General features: G+C 60.2%; 16 protein-coding genes. 8 read left to right on the top strand and 8 right to left on the bottom strand.

Translation table 11 applies throughout. The features are described from left to right. Position 1: 1 nt before the first annotated feature. The 4 genes from cyoB to hmpA form a co-directional block, all read right to left on the bottom strand. Positions 2 to 2,032 (bottom strand): cytochrome o ubiquinol oxidase subunit I, encoded by a 2,031-nt coding sequence (gene cyoB / locus FBX99_RS08495; protein WP_144922996.1) that lies wholly within the window; start codon positions 2,030 to 2,032, stop codon positions 2 to 4. Positions 2,033 to 2,035: 3 nt separating this feature from the next. Then, the gene (cyoA, locus tag FBX99_RS08490; RefSeq protein WP_047699654.1) at positions 2,036 to 2,983 is read right to left on the bottom strand and encodes a ubiquinol oxidase subunit II; all 948 of its coding nucleotides are present in this window, start codon (positions 2,981 to 2,983) and stop codon (positions 2,036 to 2,038) included. Positions 2,984 to 3,777: 794 nt separating this feature from the next. Next, positions 3,778 to 4,287 (bottom strand): disulfide bond formation protein B, encoded by a 510-nt coding sequence (locus tag FBX99_RS08480; RefSeq protein ID WP_041022360.1) that lies wholly within the window; start codon positions 4,285 to 4,287, stop codon positions 3,778 to 3,780. A gap of 465 nt (positions 4,288 to 4,752) precedes the next feature. After that, positions 4,753 to 5,934, bottom strand: coding sequence for an NO-inducible flavohemoprotein (hmpA, locus tag FBX99_RS08475; RefSeq protein ID WP_144922989.1), 1,182 nt, complete (start codon positions 5,932 to 5,934; stop codon positions 4,753 to 4,755). Positions 5,935 to 6,084: 150 nt separating this feature from the next. Here hmpA and norR point away from each other — a divergent pair, with 150 nt between their 5' ends. The 5 genes from norR (at position 6,085) to FBX99_RS08450 (ending at position 11,139) form a co-directional block, all read left to right on the top strand. Further along, entirely contained in the window at positions 6,085 to 7,641 is a 1,557-nt protein-coding gene (gene norR, locus FBX99_RS08470) for a nitric oxide reductase transcriptional regulator NorR (protein ID WP_145131225.1), read from the top strand. Between the two features lie 164 nt (positions 7,642 to 7,805). Next, complete coding sequence (locus tag FBX99_RS08465) at positions 7,806 to 8,708, top strand: chemotaxis protein CheV (RefSeq protein ID WP_047699646.1); 903 nt, start codon at positions 7,806 to 7,808, stop codon at positions 8,706 to 8,708. Positions 8,709 to 8,809: 101 nt separating this feature from the next. After that, entirely contained in the window at positions 8,810 to 9,133 is a 324-nt protein-coding gene (locus FBX99_RS08460) for a hypothetical protein (RefSeq protein WP_144922983.1), read from the top strand. Between the two features lie 80 nt (positions 9,134 to 9,213). Next, the gene (locus tag FBX99_RS08455; RefSeq protein ID WP_144922980.1) at positions 9,214 to 9,963 is read left to right on the top strand and encodes a YkgJ family cysteine cluster protein; all 750 of its coding nucleotides are present in this window, start codon (positions 9,214 to 9,216) and stop codon (positions 9,961 to 9,963) included. A gap of 204 nt (positions 9,964 to 10,167) precedes the next feature. Then, positions 10,168 to 11,139: a D-glycerate dehydrogenase gene (locus tag FBX99_RS08450; protein ID WP_144922977.1), complete on the top strand. Its 972-nt coding sequence runs from the start codon at positions 10,168 to 10,170 to the stop codon at positions 11,137 to 11,139. A gap of 17 nt (positions 11,140 to 11,156) precedes the next feature. Here FBX99_RS08450 and FBX99_RS08445 read toward each other — a convergent pair whose 3' ends face one another. Continuing rightward, the gene (locus FBX99_RS08445; protein WP_144922973.1) at positions 11,157 to 12,059 is read right to left on the bottom strand and encodes a DMT family transporter; all 903 of its coding nucleotides are present in this window, start codon (positions 12,057 to 12,059) and stop codon (positions 11,157 to 11,159) included. Positions 12,060 to 12,197: 138 nt separating this feature from the next. Here FBX99_RS08445 and FBX99_RS08440 point away from each other — a divergent pair, with 138 nt between their 5' ends. After that, positions 12,198 to 13,073 carry a helix-turn-helix domain-containing protein gene (locus tag FBX99_RS08440; protein WP_144922970.1) on the top strand — a complete coding sequence of 292 codons (876 nt, stop codon included), beginning with the start codon at positions 12,198 to 12,200 and terminating at the stop codon, positions 13,071 to 13,073. A 72-nt stretch (positions 13,074 to 13,145) separates the two neighbouring features. Here the strand turns inward: FBX99_RS08440 and FBX99_RS08435 are convergent, their stop codons facing one another. Next, the gene (locus FBX99_RS08435) at positions 13,146 to 13,553 is read right to left on the bottom strand and encodes an HPF/RaiA family ribosome-associated protein (protein ID WP_144922967.1); all 408 of its coding nucleotides are present in this window, start codon (positions 13,551 to 13,553) and stop codon (positions 13,146 to 13,148) included. A 484-nt stretch (positions 13,554 to 14,037) separates the two neighbouring features. Between FBX99_RS08435 and FBX99_RS08430 the strand changes: the two genes are divergently transcribed. After that, positions 14,038 to 14,349, top strand: a complete 312-nt coding sequence (locus FBX99_RS08430) for a DUF3509 domain-containing protein (protein ID WP_144922966.1) — start codon at positions 14,038 to 14,040, stop codon at positions 14,347 to 14,349. Here the strand turns inward: FBX99_RS08430 and FBX99_RS08425 are convergent. Continuing rightward, positions 14,346 to 14,846, bottom strand: coding sequence for a phosphate-starvation-inducible protein PsiE (locus FBX99_RS08425; protein WP_041022371.1), 501 nt, complete (start codon positions 14,844 to 14,846; stop codon positions 14,346 to 14,348). The genes FBX99_RS08430 and FBX99_RS08425 overlap by 4 nt on opposite strands. A gap of 354 nt (positions 14,847 to 15,200) precedes the next feature. On the opposite strand from FBX99_RS08425, the gene FBX99_RS08420 reads away from it, so the two are divergent. Next, positions 15,201 to 15,464, top strand: coding sequence for a YebG family protein (locus FBX99_RS08420; protein ID WP_144922963.1), 264 nt, complete (start codon positions 15,201 to 15,203; stop codon positions 15,462 to 15,464). A 14-nt stretch (positions 15,465 to 15,478) separates the two neighbouring features. Here FBX99_RS08420 and FBX99_RS08415 read toward each other — a convergent pair whose 3' ends face one another. Continuing rightward, complete coding sequence (locus FBX99_RS08415; RefSeq protein ID WP_145131223.1) at positions 15,479 to 16,867, bottom strand: PLP-dependent aminotransferase family protein; 1,389 nt, start codon at positions 16,865 to 16,867, stop codon at positions 15,479 to 15,481. Positions 16,868 to 16,893: the final 26 nt, after the last annotated feature.

The following is a 16,893-nucleotide window of genomic DNA, read 5'->3' as shown; positions in this document are numbered from 1 at the left end:
TTTAAGCCTGTTCCAACGAGGTTTCAACACGGGTGGCGGTGGCTGGGACTTTCCCGGCCGCGACCAGACGTTTGTGCTGCTCGGCTTCGATGCGCTCGATGACATCCACCGGCACCATGTAGCCCTGATCGTCACGGGCGGCATGGATGGCGAAATACACCACGGTGCCAACCAGGCTGGCGATCGCCAACCACCAGATGTGCCAGATCATCGCGAAACCGAACACGGTCAACAGGCCGCCCATGACCACACCGGTGGCGGTGTTGTTCGGCATGTGGATCGGCGAGTACTTGGCCGGAGTCTGGTACGCAGTACCGTTTTCCTTGGCTTCGGTGAACGGGTCGATGACGTCCGCTTTCGGCAGCACGGCGAAGTTGTAGAACGGCGGCGGCGAAGAGGTCGACCACTCCAGGGTATGGGCATTCCACGGGTCGCCGTGTTCGCACATGTTCTCTGGCTTGTTGCGGTCACGCACGCTGACGTACAGCTGGATCAGCTGGCAAGCGATACCGACGGCGATCAGCACCGCACCGAACATGGCGACGTACAGGTACGGCACCCACTCAGGGTTGGTGGTGGTGTTCAAGCGACGAGTCATGCCCATGAAGCCCAGTACATAGAGCGGCATGAACGCGACGAAGAAGCCGGTGATCCAGAACCAGAACGCGCCCTTGCCCCAGCCTTCGTGCAGCTTGAAGCCAAACGCTTTCGGGAAGTAGAAGGCGAAGCCGGCGATGTAGCCGAACACCGCGCCGCCGATGATCACGTTATGGAAGTGCGCGATCACGAACAGGCTGTTGTGCAGGACGAAGTCGGCACCCGGAATGGCTAGCAGTACGCCGGTCATGCCGCCGATGGCGAAGGTCACCATGAAGCCCAGGGTCCACATGACGTGGCTGGTGAAACGCAAGCGCCCCTGGTAGATGGTGAACAGCCAGTTGAACAGTTTCACCCCGGTCGGGATCGAAATCAGCATCGTCGCCAGGCCGAAGAAGGCGTTGACGCTGGCACCCGAGCCCATGGTGAAGAAGTGGTGCAGCCAGACCATGAAGCCCAGCACCGAGATCGCGCCGGACGCGTAGATCATCGAGTGATGGCCGAACAGTTTCTTGCCGGAGAAGGTCGAGATGACTTCGGAGAAGATCCCGAACGCCGGCAGGATCAGGATGTACACCTCGGGGTGACCCCAGGCCCAGAACAGGTTGACGTACATCATCGGATTTCCACCCAGCTCATTGGTGAAAATGTGGAAATCCATGTAGCGGTCAAGCGTCAGCAGTGCCAGGGTAGCGGTCAGGATCGGGAACGAAGCGACGATCAGTACGTTGGCCCAGGTGCAGGTCCAGGTGAAGATCGGCATGTCCATCAGTTTCATGCCCGGGGTACGCATTTTCAGCACGGTGGCCAGGAAGTTGACCCCCGTCAGCGTCGTACCCAGGCCGGATAGCTGTAGCGCCCAGATGTAGTAATCCACACCCACGCCCGGACTGTACTGCAGCCCCGACAACGGCGGATAGGCCACCCAACCGGTCTTGGCGAACTCGCCGACACCCAGGGAAACGTTGATCAGCACGACGCCGGACACCAGCAGCCAGAAGCTCAGGGAGTTCAGGAACGGGAAGGCAACGTCGCGGGCACCGATCTGCAGCGGCACTGCGAGGTTCATCAGGCCGGTGAAGAATGGCATCGCCATGAAGATGATCATGATCACACCGTGGGCGGTGAAGATCTGGTCATAGTGTTCAGGTGGCAGGTAGCCAGGCGAACCCTCGGTGGCCATGGCCAACTGGGTACGCATCATGATGGCGTCGGCAAAACCACGCAGCAGCATGACCATGGCGACGACAATGTACATCACGCCGATTTTCTTGTGGTCGACCGACGTCAGCCACTCGGTCCACAGATAGGTCCACTTCTTGAAGTAAGTGATCCCGGCGAACAACGCCAGACCACCGAGCGCGATGATGGCAAGGGTCACCATGACAATCGGCTCGTGGAACGGGATCGCTTCCCAACTTAATTTACCAAACATCGTTTACTCCTCTGCCCCGGCAGCTGAATGCGAGCTCATGTCCATCCCTTCCATGTTGTGCGCCACTTCCTTCTCATGCTTCTCGTGGTGCATCGGCTTGCCTGGATTCATCCCCTCATACTTGTCGATGATGGTCTGGAACAGGTTCGGCGTGACCGCGGAGTAGAGTTCGACTGGGTTGTTCTGGCTCGGTTTGGAAAGGGCTTCGTATTCAGCTTTTTCAAGCTGTTTAGGTGCCTTCTTCACATCGTTGACCCAGGCGTCGAAGTCTTCCTGAGTGGTGGCGATTGCTTTGAACTTCATGCCGGTGAAACCTGCGCCGCTGTAGTTGGCGGAGATCCCTTCGAGTTCGGCGTTCTGGTTGGCGATCAGGTGCAGCTTGGTCTGCATGCCCGCCATCGCATAGATCTGCCCGCCCAGGCCCGGGATGAAGAACGAGTTCATCACGGTGTCGGAGGTGACCTTGAAGTTGATCGGCGTGTGGGCCGGGAACACGATCTTGTTGACGGTGGCGATGCCTTGTTCCGGATAGATGAACAGCCACTTCCAGTCCATGGAGACCACTTCAATGGTGATCGGCTTGACATCGGAGTCCAGCGGACGATACGGGTCCAGGGCGTGGGTCGACTTGTAGGTGACATAACCCAGGGCAATGATGATCAGGACCGGGATCGTCCACACGGCCGCTTCGATCTTGGTGGAGTGCGACCACTTCGGCGTATACACGGCCTTGGTGTTGGAGGCGCGGTATTTCCAGGCGAACAGGAACGTCATGACGATAACCGGCACGACGACCAGCAACATCAGCAGCGTGGCGGTGATGATCAGGTTTCGTTCATCCAGGCCGACCTGGCCCTTGGGATCGAGCAAGGTCATGTTGCAGCCTCCCAGCAGCAACGTGCCGAGCAGCGGCAACAAGCCTAGTAATCGGGGGTACCTGTTTTTACTCATCTCACGACCTCTAAAGCAGCTTGCGCAATGCAGTTGGGTTTTGATCGCCAACACTTCACCCTGCCAAGGGTTGGCATTTTCTTGGATTTGAATAAGGGCTGCCCGTCGAGCGTCAGACGCTGTTCGACCTATCCTGGGCCAGCAGTGAGTTCTTATTCGAATTCGTCGGTAAAAGGCCTTGTTACAGCCCAATTCCATTTGGTGCAGGTAGTAGGAAGGCACCGACACCTGGGGTCGCATGGGGCGCTGGCGCCCTTCGACCACCTCTCGTGCTCAAGCCTGAGCCGGGTCGGATACTCGGTGCGGGCGATTGTAGTGAGCTGAAGCGCTGGAGACCATGTCTCATCCCGAAATAATTTTTATCCAAACCGGCAACAATCTCTTCCAGATACCGCAACGGTGCGGCATGTTATCGAAATTGATTCTCAACAAGAACCCCAGAAAAGGTAGGTCTACTACCCGCGATTCAGACAGCCTGAACGGAACGCATTGAGGTTTTTTGCCCGGCAAGAGCCCGTTTTTCGGGGGGCTCGCCCACTGGCGTTGCGCTGTTAAAAATGCCTGCTGCCGGCTCAGCAAAGATCACCACCAAGGCAAGTTTGAAAGTTTTTTTGTTACAGGACGAAGCACCTATGCATGCTGCGGACGACCCTGGAACCAGGAAATGTGTGACAACGTGTCGCACAGTGTCGCAGGTCATTCTTGCCCCGGATCAAGGCCGATCCTTCCCATCGCTGAAACGCAAAACGCCCCGGTTCTCCAACGGGAAAACCGGGGCGTTTCATCAAGGTGCTTCAGCGAAGGGTCTTGCGGTTACGCGACACCAGCAAAGGCACCAGCACCACGATCAGTACGAAGGCCAGCAAGGCCCACTGCGCCAGGGACAAGCCCAGGATCGGCGGGTACGGGGTGGAGCAGAACCCATCGACCTGGAAACCCAGGGGGAAGATTTTCGCCAGCGGCAGATCATCGACAATCGGTTGCAACACATCGATGCCGCAACTGACTGCCGGGAAGAACTGGGTATACACGTGATGTCCCGCCACTCCTGCGCCGGCCAGGGCACAGAGCACCACGATTCCCTCAAGAATCGTCAGGCTGCGACGGGTGCGCATGGCCGCGCCGATGAACGCGAAGATCGCGATCAACAACAGCGCATATCGCTGCAGGATGCACAGCGGGCACGGTGCTTCACCGAGGGCCACCTGCATGTACAGCGCACCACCGATCAGCGCCAGGCAGATCAGCCCGAGCAGCACCAGGTAGCGACGCTCGCGGCCCAACCGCATCATTTCCTCACTCATTGCGTTTTCCTTTGGATGCATGGATCGACGCACAGCCTTGCGACACCCGGCGCGCTATCGGAAGGCCGAAGTCTACACTTGGCCATGACAGTGAACGAGCGGCTTGCGCCAACTTTGGGGGGGAATAGACAGGAAAAAGGTTAAGTGCGGATTAACTTGGGGCGTGCGAAGGGTCAGTTGAGAGTGTGCAACGCCTGCCGGCCCCTTCGCTGAGCAGGCTCGCTCCCACAGGGCCTGGCGACACCCAGGAAGACACGCTTACCGCAAGCTCGTTGTGGGAGCGGGCTTGCTCGCGAAAGCGGAGTGTCAGGCAACCTCTGTGTCGACGATGCCGCCGTCTTCGCGAGCAAGCCCGCTCCCACAGTTTTTGCAGCGGTCACAACAGTGCATCCGCCGCAATTCCCTGTGGGAGCGAGCCTGCTCGCGATGAAGGCAACCCGGCTCTGCCAGGCTTGCCGCCTGCCTTTATTCCAGTGCCGCAGCCGGCCCGAAGAACTCGTAGCGGCTCTGTCCATCCGGTACGCCCAGGGCTTTGAGATGACGCTTCACAGCCGCCATGAAACCTTTCGGTCCAAGGAAATAGGCATCCAGGTCACGTTGTTCCGGCAGCCATTTGGCCAGTTGCTCCTGACTCAACAAGCCAATCCGGTCGGCCGCCGGACTCAAGCCGTCGTCTTCGTCATAGCAATAGAAACGCTTGAGCTGCGGGTGCCGCTCGGCCAGGTCGTCGATCCACTCACGGAAGGCATGGACGCGACCATTGCGTGCGCAGTGAATGAAATGCACTGGCCGCTCGGTTTGCAATGCCGCCTGCAGCATTGCCAGGGTCGGGGTGATACCAACGCCACCGCTGATCAGCACCAGTGGCTTGTCGCTGGCGGTCAGGTAGAAATCCCCGGACGGCGGGAACAGCTGGATGCTGCTGCCAACCTGGAAATCATGATGCAGGTAGTTCGATACCCGTCCACCCGGCTCGCGCTTGACGCTGATCCGGTACTGGCCGTTGTCCGCCAGTGCCGACAGCGAGTAGTTGCGACGTACTTCCTCACCGTCCAGGAACAGTTTCATGCCGATGTATTGACCTGGCTCGGCCAGCAGAATCGGTCCCTTGTCCGCGGGTTCGAAGTAGAAAGAGGTGATCTCCGAGCTTTCCTGGACCTTGGCCACCAGAATGAATTCCCGATCACCCCGCCAACCACCCGGGGCAGCGGCTTTCATGTCGTACATGCCGGCTTCGGCACCGATGAGGATATCGGCCAATTGGTTATAGGCGGCGCCCCAGGCAGAGATGACTTCGGGCGTGGCAATTTCGTTGCCCAGCACTTCGGCAATCGCCCGCAACAAGCAGGAACCGACAATCGGGTAATGCTGTGGCTCGATCTGCAAGGCGACGTGCTTGTTGACGATTTTCGCCACCAGGTCACCCAACTGGTCGAGCTGGTCGATGTGCCGCGCGTACATCAACACGCCGTTGGCCAGGGCCCGGGGTTGATCGCCACTGGCTTGGTGAGCCTGGTTGAACAGCGGTCGGACCTGGGGGTATTCGGAAAGCATCATGCGATAGAAATGAGTGATGAGCGCTTCACCACCACTTTCAAGCAATGGAACAGTGGAGCGAATGATGGCGCGTTCTTCCCGGGTAAGCATAAGGTGACTCCTCGCGTATTACGGAAACGGATACTCATGCTTATCAGTTTTCGTGCCACAAATATTTTCCTTTATTTTCAGTAAGTTAAAAATAAAGTAGTCATTAAGACACGGGGGAGGATATAGTCCTTTCGACTACACGGAGTCATTATGACCGCAACCTCCCTGCTGACCTCCCTGCTGCCACTGGTAGCGGACTTGTCCCGCGAATTGCCTGAAGGCGAGCGCTATCGCCGCTTGCTCGGAGCCTTGCGCGCCTTGCTGCCCTGCGACGCGGCGGCGTTGTTGCGGCTGGACGGGGACTGCCTGGTGCCGCTGGCGGTGGACGGCTTGAGCACCGACACCTTGGGCCGGCGTTTCCGGGTCAGCGAACACCCGCGCTTCGAAGCGTTGCTGGCCAACCCGCATCCCACCCGTTTTGCTACCGACAGCGACCTGCCCGATCCCTACGACGGGCTGGTCGATGGCCTCGACGACCACCTGGAGGTTCACGATTGCATGGGCTGCCCGCTGTTCGTCGACGAACGTCCCTGGGGCCTGCTGACCCTTGACTCACTGGATCCTGAACGCTTCGAGCCCATCGACCTCAGCGCCTTGCAAGCCTTCGCCAGCCTCGCCGCCGCCACGGTCAGCGCCGCCGAACGCATCGAGCGCCTGGCCTTGAAAGCCGAAGACGAACACCGTCGCGCCGAGGTCTATCGCCAGGCCAGCGGCCAGCAACCCCGCGACATGGTCGGGCAGAGCAAAGCTCATAAACGCCTGATGGAAGAGATCAATCTGGTGGGCGGCAGCGACCTGACCGTGTTGATCACCGGGGAAACCGGCGTCGGCAAGGAACTGGTGGCCCAGGCGATCCACGCGGCCTCCAAACGCGCCGAACAGCCACTGATCAGCCTTAACTGCGCCGCTTTGCCGGACACCCTGGTGGAAAGCGAACTCTTCGGCCATGTGCGCGGGGCGTTCACCGGAGCCACGAGCGACCGGCGCGGCAAGTTCGAGCTGGCCGATGGCGGCACCTTGTTCCTCGACGAAGTGGGCGAGTTGTCCCTGACTGTCCAGGCCAAACTGCTGCGAGTGTTGCAGAGCGGCCAATTGCAGCGCCTGGGTTCGGACAAGGAACACCGGGTCGACGTGCGCCTGATCGCCGCAACCAATCGCGACCTGGCCGAAGAAGTGCGCAACGGCCATTATCGAGCCGACTTCTATCACCGCCTGAGCGTATACCCCTTGCAGGTACCGGCACTGCGGGATCGCGGCCGGGATGTTTTGTTGCTCAGCGGTTTCTTCCTGGAGCAGAACCGCTCGCGCATGGGCCTTAACAGCCTGCGCCTGAGCAGCGACGCCCAAGCCGCGCTGCTGGCCTACGACTGGCCGGGTAACGTGCGTGAACTGGAACACCTGATCGGCCGTAGCGCCCTGAAAGCACTGGGCAGATGCCCGGTGCGCCCGAAGATCCTAAGCCTCGGCGCCCAGGATCTGGACCTGCCCCAGGCCACCGAGCCAACCTCTGAACACTCCGCTATCCACCCGGCCTTGGCGACGGCTCCCGTGACGGGAGATCTGCGCGAAGCCGTGGACGATTTCCAACGTCGGCTGATCAGCGCCAGCCTGGAACGCCATCAGCACAATTGGGCCAGCGCCGCTCGGGAACTGGGGCTGGATCGGGCGAACCTGGGGCGGATGGCGCGGCGGTTGGGGCTCAGGTAACGCCCTCAAGTTGCTCAAGTCTTGTTTATTACAAGCCGCTGCCCCGAAAATCGGAGGTCGACAGCTTTCCCCCTAAAGCCTGCCCCCAACAAGTCGATAACCCAATATCGAAAGCTGTTTTGGCGATCCTCACGTTCGCCCCACCTTTTCCACAGAAGGTTTTTATGTCTTCCAACAAAGCCCGCGCAGATTCACTTTCGCTTCTGCTGTTTACCTTGCGCAGCGGCAAGCTGATGGCAATCAACCTGCTCAAAGTCAGTGAGATCATTCCGTGCCCGCCACTGACCAAACTGCCGGAATCGCACCCGCACGTAAAAGGCATCGCGACCCTGCGTGGCACATCGCTGTCGGTGATTGACCTGAGCCGCGCCATCGGCGAGCGGCCCCTGGAAGATCCGGATGGTGGTTGCCTGATCGTTACCGACGTCAGCCGCTCCAAGCAGGGTCTGCATGTGCAGGCGGTGAGCAAGATCGTCCACTGCCTGACCACCGACATCAAGCCACCGCCTTACGGCTCCGGCGGTAACCGAGCGTTCATCACCGGCGTAACGTCAGTGGACGGCACGCTGGTGCAGGTGCTGGACATCGAGAAAGTTATCCATGGCATCGCCCCGGCGCAGATCGAAACCGCGCCCACCGAACTGAGCATGGAAGACGCCGAAGTACTGGGCAACGCACGGATCCTGGTGGTCGACGACAGCCAGGTGGCGCTGCAGCAATCGGTGCACACCCTGCGCAACCTGGGCCTGCAATGCCACACCGCCCGCAGCGCCAAGGAAGCCATCGAATGCCTGTTGGACCTGCAAGGCACGGCCGGGCAGATCAACCTCATCGTCTCCGATATCGAAATGTCGGAGATGGACGGTTACGCCCTCACCCGCACCCTTCGGGAAACACCGGACTTTGCTCACCTCTACGTGTTGCTGCACACCTCGCTGGACAGCGCCATGAACAGCGAGAAGGCCCGCCTGGCCGGCGCCAACGGGGTACTGACCAAGTTTTCCTCGCCAGAACTGACCAAGTGCCTGATCACCGCAGCCAAGGCGGTGGCCGAGCAAGGTCACTGAGTTATACCGATGGCTCGCTTCTGCGCTCCGGCGTGGGAGTGATCAGGGTCCGGCAACCTCAGGCATACTCTTGCCCTGACTTTCCGGAACGAGGCATCCCGATGAAAACCCGCACATTGATTTTCCTTGGCTTCGCTGCCCTGGCCGCCCAGGCCCACGCTTCCAGCCCGGAGGCCTGGGCCGCTTACGACAAAGCTGTGCTGGCCAGTTGCATCAAGGCCAGCGGCTTGAAGAACGCCGAACCGGTGGGCACCGCCGCGCAATTCGACGACCGGGTCGGCTACACCGCCCTGTTGCTACAAGGCCAATACCCGCAGAAACACATGAAAGGGGCGACCGGTACCGAGCTGTGCCTCTACCGCAAGAAAACCAAGACCGCCCATGTGACCGAATGGGACTCGATCCGATCCGCCACAACCGAGTAATGAGTGGCGCATAACTTGCTTCGCGAGGCTCGTCACGGCGTTTTTCTGTCGCCGTCTTCCAGTTCTCGACCGGTCGCTCAATGAATACAAGGTTTTCCTGCGTAGGCTGCGGCAAATGCTGCTCCGATCACCACGTTCCCCTGACCCTCGACGAAGCCCGGATGTGGGCGAGCGATGGCGGCCAGGTCATTGTCCTGGTGGAAGGCTTCCTACCCAATGGCCTCGGCCTGCCGATGGCGCAACGCGAGCATGCCGAACGCCGTTCCGTCAGGGTTCGGAGCGGCGGCAGCGATGCCTTCGTGGCGATCACCTTCGCCGCTTATAACGCCGGCCGTTGCCATAATCTCGACGAAGAAAACCTCTGCCGCATCTACGAACGTCGCCCGCTGGTGTGCCGCATCTATCCGATGGAAATCAACCCGCACATCCCGCTCACTCCTGCCGCCAAGGACTGCCCGCCGGAATCCTGGGAAACCGGACCGCAACTGATCGTCGGCGGGACACTGGTCGATGAAGAACTGGCCGGGCTGATCGAACGTTCCCGCCAGGCTGATCGTGAAGAAATCGCGATCAAGGACCGCATCTGTGCGGCCCTTGGGATCCGTACCACCGCGCTGAAAGGCGACGGGTTTACCGCCTATCTGCCGGAGATGGCAGCGTTCGCGGCCGCCATCGATCAGGTGCGCTTGCGGCCCACGGCGCAGGAAACCGGTGAATGGCAATTCCATCTGTCCGGGGATGACGTCGCCCGCGAGGTCATGGCCGGCGGCGCGCGAGTGGTCACAGAGGCGACCCCCGATTACGCGTTTATTTCGCTACGGGCGGCTTAGAGACGACATAAAGACCCCTTGTGGGAGCGAGCCTGCTCGCGATAGCGCTATGTCAGACAACATCAACGCTGACTGAACCGCCGCCATCGCGAGCAGGCTCGCTCCCACAGGTCATTCCAGCGCTTAACCTGCACTCCCCCCTCGCCTAACCCTCGCTGAGAATGTTAGCGTGCTTGGTATTGCCTCCAAGACGAGCCTTGCGCGATGAAAAAAACCGTACTTGCCTTCAGCCGTGTCACACCCCAGATGGTCGAGCGCCTGCAACAGGATTTCGACGTGATCGTGCCGAACCCATCGAAGGGCGACATCAATGCACAGTTCAACGAAGCTTTGCCCCACGCCCACGGCCTGATCGGTGTCGGTCGTAAACTCGGTCGCGAGCAACTGCAAGATGCCGCGAACCTGCAGGTGGTCGCCAGTGTTTCGGTGGGTTACGACAACTACGACCTGGCCTACTTCAACGAACGCGGGATCATGCTCACCAACACTCCCGATGTGCTGACCGAAAGCACCGCCGACCTGGCCTTCGCCCTGCTGATGAGCAGCGCCCGTCGCGTCGCCGAACTGGACGCCTGGACCAAAGCCGGACAATGGCAGGCGACGGTGGGGCCGCAACTGTTCGGCAGCGACGTGCACGGCAAGACCCTGGGCATCGTCGGCATGGGCAACATCGGCGCAGCCGTCGCCCGGCGTGGCCGGTTGGGGTTCAACATGCCGATACTGTACAGCGGCAACAGCCGCAAGACCGAACTGGAAAACCAGCTGGGCGCGCAGTTTCGCGAGTTGGACCAATTGCTGGCCGAGGCGGACTTCGTCTGCCTCGTCGTGCCCCTGAGCGAGAAGACCCGCCACCTGATCGGGCAACGGGAACTGTCGCTGATGAAGCCCAGCGCCATCCTGATCAACATTTCCCGCGGCCCGGTAGTGGATGAGCCGGCGCTGATCGAGGCCTTGCAGAACAACCGCATCCGCGGCGCAGGCCTGGACGTCTACGAGAAGGAACCGTTGGCCGATTCGCCGCTGTTCCAGCTGAAGAACGCCGTCACCCTGCCGCATATCGGCTCGGCGACCCACGAAACCCGTGAAGCCATGGCCAATCTCGCGGTGGATAACTTGCGCAGTGCGTTGCTGGGTGAACGACCACAGAACCTGGTCAATCCGCAGGTCTGGAAGTAACCCCTCTCACAGCCCATTCAGCGGGCGCCCAGTGCGACACCGGTCGCCGCTGAACGAGGCTTGCGAAATACCAGCACGTTCCCCAGCATCACCAATACCAGCCCGGCCAACGCCGGCATCGTCCACTGGTAGCCTTCGACAAACGCCGAGACATTCAACGCCACCACCGGGAACAGCACCGTGCAATATGCAGCTCGCTCCGGCCCCATGCGCCCTACCAGCGTCAGGTAAGCGGTGAAGCCGATCACCGAACCCGGGATCACCAGGTACAGCAGCGAACCGATGTAGCGCAGGTTCCATTCCATGTCGAAAGCAATCCCGTTGAACAGGCACCAACCCGCCAACATCATCGCACCGTAGGCCATGCCCCAGGCATTGGTGGTCAACGGCTTGAGCCCGGCTTTTTGTTGCAGGCTCGAGAGCATGTTGCCCGCCGAAAAACACAAGGTTCCCAGCAATGCCAACGCCAATCCGAGCAGCGTCTGCGGGCTCGCTTGATGGCCGGCCAGTTCCGGCCAGAACAACAGCCCCAGCCCCAGTAACCCCAACGCACCGCCCAACAGTACATTACGGGCGATCCGCTGGCCGAAGAACACCCGGGCATTGAGGGCATTCCACAGCGTCGCCGTGGAAAACACCACCGCCACCAGGCCACTGGGAATCCACTGGCTGGCCGTGAGGAAACACATGAAATTGATGCAGAACAGGCACAGCCCCTGGGCCAGGCAGATCAAATGACCACGGCGGTTCATCACCTGCAGGCGCCGGCTGAGCAGGAGCATTGCGAACAGGATCAGGGCCGCGAGACCGAAGCGATAGACAATCGATACCGGGATGGCGACGACGCCCAGTTGCAGCTTCAGCGCAATCCAGGTGGTGCCCCAAATGAGCACGGTAAGCAGGTAAAGCGAGAGGTTCATGGTGACGGCTCCTGACAATGGCGTTCAGTGTCACGCCGTCGCCCACGGAGCACTTGCGTAAACTTGCGGTTTTGTCGGCGTGAGGCTGGCACGGGACTTCCAACGGAGTAGGATGCAAGGCGTTGGAGATAACCGATCATGCCCACACTGCAAACCCTGCAAGTCTTCCAAGCCCTCAACAGCTCGCCCAATGCCCGCCTGGAGCACAGTGCCGAGCTCGGTGACGGCATGGCGGCCGCCTTGTGGACCAATCATCACGACGCCCGGGACTACGAGGCGCCGACCCACCACACGCTGTCCTGCTACATCGCCGGCGGCACCGGTACCTTTCGTCGCGAACGGCCCGACACGCTCGGGGCCCCTGACAAACTCTGCGTCCTGCCGGCGGACCATGAATCGGCCTGGGTCATCAACGGCGACATTCGCCTCGCCCATCTGTACTTCAGTGCCGAACAGTTCGCCCTCGGTTGCGTCACGCTGCTGGATCGCGAACCCCGGCAAGTGCAACTGCGCGAGGCGACCTTCCTCGACGATGAGCAACAGGCGCAACGCTTTCGCCAGTTGATCGCCCTGAATTGGAATGAACCCGGCGAACGCCTGCTGACGACCAGCCTGGCCCACGACTTGCTCAATCATCTGCTGCTCAGCCAGGTCGGCCAACGCCAGGGACTGCGCCTCAAGGGCGGGCTGGCCGCGCACCAGCGCCGGTTACTGGTGGACTACATCGACAGCCACCTGGCCGAGGCCATCAGCCTCGGGCAACTGGCGGCGCTGTGTGCGTTGTCCGAATACCACTTTGCCCGGATGTTCCGCGAAAGCTTCGGGCTGCCACCTCACCAATATGTGTTGGCAAGACGCCTGGCACAGGCGCGACACCTGCTGCGCAACACCTCACAACCGCTGGGCGACGTGGCACTGGCTTGCGGATTCGCCAGCGCCAGTCACTTCACCCATCGCTTTCGCCAGGCATTGGGGGCGACGCCTGGGGAGTATCGGCAGGCCTTCTTGCGCTGATGATGCTTGCCAACGAAAACGGGCCTGCAATGCAGGCCCGTTTTCAGTTGGGATTAAAGATAAAACGAGGCTTCAACCGTGACGCGCGGCCCGCTCGTTCTCCAGGAATTCTTCCTCCAGCATCGCATCGGCCAGGGCCACGGACTCGCTCTGGACCACAGCGGCGCGTTTACCACGCAGCTTGCCGAACAGATGTTCCAGGGCGTTCTCCAGCTTCGTTGCCGCCCCCTCGATCGCGGCCTCCAGCGAACCGGCCTTGTGTGTCACGGAAATCGGCTGATGGCCCTTTGGCCGGGCTTCGATCTGGCAACGCAGATCGTGGGGGCCAGGCTTGGCGCCGTTCTCATCCCCCAGATGGACCTCGACCCGTGTCAGGTCTTCCTCATAACGTTCGAGCGTGCTTTCGATGGTAGTACGTACCCACTCCTCCAGTCGGATGCTGCTTTGAATATGGTTATCGCTGTTGACTTGGATTTGCATAGTTCATCCCTTATTTCGGCTAGCTCGCCAGGGGCCTGTCGACGTTGGCGTAACGGCCCCTTGAGTACAGAGTCGGGCTGCCCGAGGAACAATTCAAGCCCCCGAAAAAGATAAATATTGATTTGCAAATAAAGCCGGACAACGGGCAAAAGCGCTGTTAATGTCGGGAGTTTCCTCGCCCCGCCATCTTTCGCAATTTGCGCACCGCACCGCACCGTCAACGAACATCCCGCCCCGAAACGGGCAACCACTGGAATCCCGTTCCAGAGCGTCGCGGGCTATCTTGCCGCGAACACTGACCGACAGTTTTTCCGGCATGTCCCTTGCTATCGACTTGTCGCAGCGGTCGCAGGCGGCATCAGCTGATGTTTGCGTGTACCCAGCGATGGAAAACGATCATGGAATGGCCGGTGGTCCGGTATTGCGAACTAATCCCGATCACGGCCGGTCAACAACTGCACGTTCAATCAGGCGGTGACGCATCATGGACAACCCTTTTCAGATCATTACCGACGCTTTTGCGCCGCAATATCAAATCAACCTGAGCATCCAGGGCCTCGACGGCAGCATCATGCTGACCCTGTCCAGGGCCGGGCGGATCGTCGCCAAGCGCATGATCAGTGCCCAGCAGCGCAACGACCCCGAACGGCTCAAGCGCCTGGTGCAAAGCATTCAGTTCGGCATCGCCATCGAGCAGGGACACAGCGCCGTGGCGATCCTCGAAGCCATGACCGGCGGCGACAACGTCAAGCTGCCACCACCGCGCGCTCAGGGAGCGGCCTCCGCCAGTCTCTAGATTTCTCCTTTCTCTATTTCTGCATGCTCGCTGGAACCCGCGCCGACCTTACGGTGCGGGTGCTCGATCTTCACCGACGGGAACTGCGACGACGCATAGCGCACCACCAGGATCGAGAACGCCAACAGCAGGATCCCGCCGCACAGGTAGATGATCCCCAGGTCCGGCGGGCTATGGTGGGACACGTTGGAGATCAGCAGGCGGGTCAATGCAGTGATGGCCACGTAAATCAGAAACCGTACCGGCATGTGGTTGGTCTTGAAGTAGATCCCGACCATCGCGCCCAATTCCAGATAGATGAACAGCAGCAGGATATCGTCGATCTTGATATGCCCTGCCTCGATCATCTGCAAAAACTCCATGACCGCCGCCCATGCGGTCACCGCCCCGATGGCGAACAGCGCCAGGTAGTGGAACGTCTCGACGAACAGGTTGCCCAGGGATTCGGCCAACTGATGGACGTTCTGGCGCAGGTTCTCGGCCCAGTTGATTTTCACGATGCGGTTTCCTTAGGTCGACTCGACCGATGATGCGGGTTGGACGTGACGGTTGTTCTGTATGCAGAAAAAAGGCCAGCGGCGATGAATGAGATGGCAACAAGCTGGCAACCAACACGTCCACCCCACGACAAACGTAGAAACCGGTCTACATTAAAAAGCCACTACCCAAAGGGAAAGGATTCGCTTATCCTCGCAACCTGTATATAAATACAGTACTCACAAAAAATCGGTTTCAAGGGGCACGAGACGGAACCAACCGTCGCACCCGCAACGTGATGCTTGGATTTTATTGATTCCGCAGCCTGGCTTCCCATGCTTGCGGCAGACATGCAAACAAACGAGAGGCCAGCCATGGCTGTTGAGATTCTGTACCGCAGTACACGTGATTTGGAGACTACGTTTTTGGACCGTAAGCTCGCTGATGCCCATGACCAGATGCTTGAATTGGCAGAGGTGCTGACCACTGTTCTGATGAAGAATGTGCAAGGCCTGAACGAGAAACAGGCCGAGGATGCGAGCATCTTCATGGCAAAAAACCGGGCGGCGTTTGCAGCAGCCTTCAAAAGCAACGCGGCCGCCCTCGGGGAACTTCTAGGTTCCGAAGGAAGCGAGTGAGCTTACTGTGGCACTCAATAGTAACGACGCGGGTCGGAATCGATCAGGCTGGCCAACTTGGTCAGGGCAAAACGCAGCTCGTCCTGGCTGGTAGGGGACATCAGCACCACCCTTACGCTTCGGCTGGTCCCGGAACGCTCAGCCTGGAACTGCGAGCCACTGAGCACCAGTACGCCGTTGGCCCGCGCAAGCATGGCGAACTCGTCGCCACTCCAGGGCTCAGGCAGCGTCAACCAGACATGGTACGCACAGGGCTGGGTCTTGAGTTCGAAGCTGGCAAAGATTTCCCGGGCAATCGCCTGTCGTGCGGCGGCTTCGTTGCGCTGGATGCGGACCAGTTTCCTGTCCAGGCCTTCGGCGATCAAATTGCTCGCCAGTTGCGCGGTCAACGGTGACGGCATCCAGACACTGCTGCGCACCATCGAGGTCAGCCGTGACAGCAGTTTCGGCGGACTGTAGAGATAACCGACCCGAAGCGCCGGCATGATCGACTTCGACAGGCTGGTCAGGTACACCGACCGCTCCGGCGCGAAGGCCGACAGCGGCTTGGTCGACGGATCGGTGGCAAGAAAGCCGTAGATATCATCGTCCAGGACGATGAAATCGAACTCGTCGGCCAGCGCCGCAATCTGAGCCCGACGCTTTTGCGACATGATCGCCGTCGTCGGATTCTGGCACGTCGCCACGCATACCAGCATCGCCGGTTTCTCGCGCAGGCACAGTTCGCGCAACGCCTCGGGGATGATGCCTTCGTCGTCCATCGGCACACCGCGCAGGCGACGTTCAAGACCATGGGCCAGGGAAATGATGCCCGGGTAGCAAAGTGCTTCGCAGAGCACCAGGTCGCCGGCATTGGTCAGGGCGCTCATCGCGACCATCAGGCCATGCTGGGCCCCGGCGGTGATCACCACTTGCTGCCATTGCGCATCGGGCAATGAATGGCGCAACCACTGCGCGCCTGCCTCACGATGGGCCGGGTGACCGCCGTCCGGGGCGTAATCCAGGGCGCCGGCAAAGTCGACACTTTTCGCCATACCTACCAGCGCACCACGCAGCCAGTACTCCAGGGTTTCGCTGGAAGGCTTGATGATCGAGAGATCGAGCAGCTCGGGTTGCCCAAGATTCAACGATGCGGTGCCCTGGGTTGCCGGCAGGTCCGATGGCTGCTGGCTGAGCACATAGGTGCCGCGCCCCACCTCCCCTCGCACCAGCCGACGTCGATGGGCTTCGCCATAGGCCCGACTGATGGTGCCCGGCGTGACATCCAAGGCATTGGCCAATTCCCGCAGGGTCGGCAAGCGATCACCCTCATTCAGCACCCCGTTACCGATGTCGCGCGCCAAGGCATCGGCAATCGACAGGTACATCGGCTGGTTGGACTCGCTTAGCTGGGGGACCCACATGAATGATCGCTGCCATCGTAGAAATG

This window comes from Pseudomonas sp. SJZ074 (assembly GCF_007828215.1).
Classification (GTDB): Bacteria; Pseudomonadota; Gammaproteobacteria; order Pseudomonadales; family Pseudomonadaceae; genus Aquipseudomonas.
Note: the sequence above shows the minus strand (reverse complement) of the source record. Positions and strands in the feature narration are given on the sequence as shown.